This is a genomic window from Pseudoalteromonas sp. TP27, from assembly GCF_056470645.1.
The window spans coordinates 1-5,341 of record NZ_JARDAK010000049.1; the positions used below are offsets into that span (position 1 = coordinate 1).

Annotated in this window: 4 protein-coding genes; 1 reads left to right on the forward strand and 3 read right to left on the reverse strand. The window is 40.7% G+C overall.

Annotation, left to right across the window (positions count from 1 at the left end):
- Window positions 1-34 precede the first annotated feature (34 nt).
- The 3 genes from clpB to rluD all read right to left on the reverse strand — a co-directional run bounded on the left by clpB (window position 35) and on the right by rluD (window position 4,416).
- Complete coding sequence (gene clpB, locus PX700_RS21510; protein WP_479521899.1) at window positions 35-2,611, reverse strand: ATP-dependent chaperone ClpB; 2,577 nt, start codon at window positions 2,609-2,611, stop codon at window positions 35-37.
- A 96-nt stretch (window positions 2,612-2,707) separates the two neighbouring features.
- The gene (gene pgeF / locus PX700_RS21515) at window positions 2,708-3,439 is read right to left on the reverse strand and encodes a peptidoglycan editing factor PgeF (RefSeq protein WP_479521900.1); all 732 of its coding nucleotides are present in this window, start codon (window positions 3,437-3,439) and stop codon (window positions 2,708-2,710) included.
- Window positions 3,439-4,416, reverse strand: a complete 978-nt coding sequence (rluD, locus tag PX700_RS21520) for a 23S rRNA pseudouridine(1911/1915/1917) synthase RluD (RefSeq protein WP_007581384.1) — start codon at window positions 4,414-4,416, stop codon at window positions 3,439-3,441. Before rluD ends, pgeF begins: the two co-directional genes overlap by 1 nt.
- A 141-nt stretch (window positions 4,417-4,557) precedes the next feature.
- Here rluD and PX700_RS21525 point away from each other — a divergent pair, with 141 nt between their 5' ends.
- The gene (locus tag PX700_RS21525) at window positions 4,558-5,322 is read left to right on the forward strand and encodes an outer membrane protein assembly factor BamD (protein WP_007581382.1); all 765 of its coding nucleotides are present in this window, start codon (window positions 4,558-4,560) and stop codon (window positions 5,320-5,322) included.
- Window positions 5,323-5,341 lie beyond the last annotated feature (19 nt).

Below are 5,341 nucleotides of genomic sequence, written 5' to 3' on the forward strand. Positions count from 1 at the left end.
ATTTCAGCGGCTTTTTGATTTTAATTATTTACAATTAACGCTTAGTAAATACCAAACCTTCGTCATTTGCGTCGATAACGATAACGCAACCAGGTATGTAGTCCCCATTAAGTAGCTTTTGTGCCAGTGGGTTTTCTATCGTTTGTTGAATAGCGCGTTTAAGTGGACGTGCACCGTACACAGGGTCAAAACCACTTTCTGCAATTCGCTCAAGAGCCGCATCGCTTATTTCAAGTAAATATCCCATTTCAGTTAAACGCTCACGTAATTTCATTAACTGAATATCAGCTATTTCTTTTATATGCTCGTTAGCTAACGGATGAAATACAACAGTCTCGTCTATACGGTTAATGAACTCAGGCCTAAACTCATTAATTAATACTTCCATTACTTTAGCTTTAAGGGTCGTGTAGTCATTATTACCCGCTTGCTCTTGGATAATATCTGAGCCTAGATTTGAGGTCATAATAATAACGGTATTTTTAAAATCTACGGTTCTACCTTGCCCGTCGGTTAACCGGCCATCATCTAATACTTGCAGTAGAATATTAAATACATCTGGATGCGCTTTCTCTATCTCATCAAGCAGTATCACTGAGTAAGGTTTACGGCGTACCGCTTCGGTTAAATAACCGCCCTCTTCGTAACCCACATAACCTGGAGGTGCCCCGACTAAACGTGCAACTGAATGTTTTTCCATAAACTCAGACATGTCGATACGCACCATGGCATCTTCGGTATCAAACATAAAACCAGCGAGTGCTTTTGTCAGCTCTGTTTTACCCACACCTGTTGGGCCTAAAAATAAGAAAGAACCAATAGGACGATTAGGATCTGCAAGCCCAGCACGCGAGCGGCGTATTGCGTTAGAAACAGCCACAACCGCTTCATCTTGCCCTATTACTTTGCTGTGTAGCTTATCTTCCATTTGTAGTAGCTTTTCACGCTCACCTTGTAGCATTCTTGCCACAGGAATACCTGTCCAGCGAGATAATATTTCAGCAATTTCATCCTCGCCAACTTGGTTTTTAAGCAAGGTCATTTCTTGCATTTCGGCTTGTGATGCTAAATCAAGTTTACGTTCAAGCTCTGGGATTCGCCCATATTGAAGCTCTGACATACGCTGTAAATCACTTGCTCTTCGCGCCACGTCTAAGTCTAATCTTGCTTGTTCAAGCTCAGCTTTAATTACTTGCGTACCTTGAAGTGATGCTTTTTCAGCATTCCATATTTCGTCCAGCTCACGGTATTGTGCATCAAGGTCTGTGATTAGCTCTTGCATTTCACTGCGGCGTTTTTGACTTGCTTCGTCTTTTTCTTTAGCGAGCGCGTTATCTTCTAGCTTTAATTGAATAATACGGCGTTCAAGCTTATCTAACGACTCTGGTTTTGAATCAATTTGTAATCGAATTGAAGAGCCCGCTTCGTCTATTAAATCAATCGCCTTATCTGGTAACTGACGATCGCTAATATAACGATGAGATAACTGAGCTGCAGCAACAATAGCGGGATCCGTTATTTCTACTGAATGATGTAGCTCGTAACGCTCTTTTAAGCCTCGTAATATTGCGATGGTATCTTCAACCGACGGCTCTTCAATAAGTACCTTTTGGAATCGACGCTCAAGGGCTGCGTCTTTTTCTATATATTTGCGGTATTCATCAAGCGTGGTTGCGCCTACGCAATGTAATTCTCCGCGCGCTAATGCTGGTTTTAGCATATTACCTGCATCCATTGCGCCGTCACTTTTACCTGCACCCACAATAGTATGTATTTCATCAATAAATAAAATGACTTGGCCTTCTTCTTTAGCCAACTCGTTTAATACCGATTTTAAACGCTCTTCAAATTCGCCACGGTATTTTGCACCTGCAACCAACGCACCTAAATCAAGTGATAGTACGCGTTTGTTTTTTAATCCTTCAGGCACTTCACCGTTAATAATACGTTGTGCTAAACCCTCGGCGATTGCTGTTTTACCAACACCTGGTTCACCTATTAACACAGGGTTATTTTTAGTACGGCGTTGCAATACTTGAATCGTACGGCGAATTTCGTCATCGCGACCAATAACGGGATCAAGCTTACCCTGCTCTGCCCGCTCAGTTAAATCAATGGTGAACTTCTCAAGCGCTTGGCGTGTTTCTTCAGCATTTGGGTCATCAACCTTTTGGCCGCCGCGAATAGCTTTAATCGCGGTTTCAATTTTAGTAGCGGTAATATTTAACGATCTAAATATATCACCAAGCGGACCTTTATCGTCGCATGCCGCCAGTACAAATAACTCACTTGAAATGTATTTGTCTTTGCGTTTTTGTGCGTATTTGTCGCACAGGTTAATAAGTGAAGCCATATTATTTGATAGCTGCACGTCGCCGCCTACGCCTTCAACCTTAAATAACTTTTCTATTTCTTGAGAAAGCTTAGTATTAAGTTCGTCCGCACTGACACCTGTTTGCGCAAGTAATGCACGCACACTAGAGCCGCTCTGCTTAAGCAATGAATACATTAAATGTACGGGTTCAATAAATTGATGATCACGGCCAAGAGCTAACGATTGCGCATCAGAGAGCGCAGATTGAAATTTACTTGTAAATCTATCTAAACGCATGGTATTACCTATTAAATAATATAGTTGCTTAATTAATGGGTCTGTTTAGGTGTTTGTTCAAGGTGTGGAGGGAAATATAATGTTGAAAGATGTGAATTATTTGAGCCAGATCAAACTTGCCATACGTCCAGTTTGTCCATCTCGTCGATATGAAAAAAACAAGTCACTTTGAGAGACTGTACAATAGTCGCCACCCGTAATATTTTTAACTCCTAGCTGGGTAAGTAAAGTACGCGCAATATCATAAATATCAGCAAGATATTTGCCATTAGTTTGTAGTGTAAATGCTTGAATAAATGAAGGGGACCTTTTTTGAAATAACTCAAATACCTCAGCCCCAACCTCAAATCGGCTTGGCCCAATTGCAGGCCCTAGCCACGCACTTATATTTTCATATTTTGTACTAAAGCACTCTAATGTGTTTTTAATAATTCCCTGCTCGAGCCCTCGCCAGCCACCATGTATAGCTGCGATTTCTTTTTCATCATCACTCACCAATAAAATAGGTAAGCAATCGGCGGTCATTATAGCCAAAGGTTGATTTAATAACTGAGTATAAAGCGCATCAGCATCGTGTAACTCGTCAAAATCAAAATGTTCATCAACAATAACAACATCAGAACTATGAACTTGATTTAGCCACACGGCAGGTTTAGGTAGGAGTTCGGTTAATAGTGAGCGGTTTTTTGCTACATCACTTTTATTATCACCAACATGGTATCCCAAATTAAAGCTTTTAAAGGGGACTTTTGAAACACCACCTCCACAAGTAGTACTTAACGTTGCTACTTTATGAAGGTTTTGCCATGTCGCTGACAATAAGTGCATTATCTATCGATATCAGGATTAGCTTTAGTATCTTCACGTAATGCGAGTGTCATAGCAACCATATCATCAGGGATAGGTGCTTGCCATGTCATCATTTCACCCGTGATTGGATGCGCAATGCTCAATTTTACAGCATGTAGTGCTTGGCGTCTAAAGCTACGAAGTAACTCAAATAACTCGGGTGTTGCACCTTTAGGTGGACGCGGACGGCCGCCATAAGATTGATCGCCAATTAGCGGATGATTTAAATGTGCCATGTGCACACGAATTTGGTGAGTACGACCTGTTTCTAAGCGCAGACGTAAACGAGTATGAGCACGGAACTTTTCAGCAACACGATAGTGCGTGATAGCCGGTTTACCCAGTTCATGTACTGCCATATGAGTACGCTGAGTCGGATGGCGGCCAATCGCTTTTTCAACCATACCACCAGCAGTCATAGTACCATTACACAGTGCTTCATATTCACGCGTGAAGTTTTCACGCTTTTGTAGCGCTGTTACTAAATGCGTTTGTGCTGGAATCGTTTTAGCTACAACCATTAAACCGGTCGTGTCTTTATCTAAACGATGCACAATACCTGCGCGTGGCACGTTAATTATTTCAGGGTAGTAATGTAGTAATGCGTTTAGCACTGTTCCATTAGGATTACCTGCACCAGGGTGAACCACTAGGCCCATAGGTTTATTAATTACCAAAATATCATCGTCTTCATAAACAATGTTTAATTTGATATCTTGTGCTTCGTATTCGCGTGGTGCTTCAATTGTTGTTTCAACACTTACAACTTCACCACCGAGTAGCTTTTCGCGTGGAGTGTTGAAAATTTCACCATCTACGGTGATTTTATCATCCAATATCCACGTTTTTATACGAGAACGTGAATAATCAGGGAACAATTGTGCTAATACTTGGTCTAGACGTTTACCACCTAATTCGGTTGGAACGTCGGCTTGAAGAGAAATTTGCTCTGACATTAGTAACTTTACCCAATTTACCAGTGCAAGCTTTGCTCGACTGGGTTAGAATCGCTTTTAATAAAAGCATAATATAATACGCATAGTTTACTCGGTTTTACCGACTTGGCCTAGCCGAAGACATCGAAGGTAACAAATAAAATGATAAATAAAATAGGGAAACGTGCATTTGCCATTGTTTTTTCAGTTTCTGTACTTAGTTTAGGCGCTTGTTCGTCTGCTCCAGACCAAGAAGATATTCAACGTGTACCTAATAAGTCTGCACACGCTTTATATGAAGATGCAAAAGAAACACTAGATTCTGGTTTATATGCTCGCGCAATTGAACTTTTGAGTGCAATAGATTCTCGCTACCCGTTTGGCCCATTCTCTAAACAAGTACAAATGGACTTAGTGTATGCACATTACCAATCAGGTAATACTGAACAAGCACTTGCAACCATTGACCGCTTTATTCGCTTAAATCCAAACCATAAAGACCTAGATTACATGTATTACATGCGTGGTTTAGTAAATATTAAAGCTGATAAAAACGCATTCCAAGAGTACTTTGGTGTAGATCGAGCTGATCGTGATGCTAACCGTACACGTGTTGCATTTACCGATTTATCGACACTGGTAAAACGCTTTCCAAAAAGTGATTACGCACCTGAAGCGAAACGCCGTCTAGTATGGCTTTTAAACCGCATGGCACGTTATGAGTTGAAAGTAGCAACTTACTATTACGAACGTGAAGCTTATTTAGCGGCAGCTAATAGAGGCAAGTTTGTTGTTGAGCATTATTCACAAAGCAGTTACTTAGATCCCGCTCTTGAAATGATGGAAAAAAGTTACGACCAATTAGGTTTAACTGAACTTAGTGAACATGCAAAACAAACACGAAGACTAAATAAAAGAACTAAATAAACAAAAAAGGCGCTTAGTA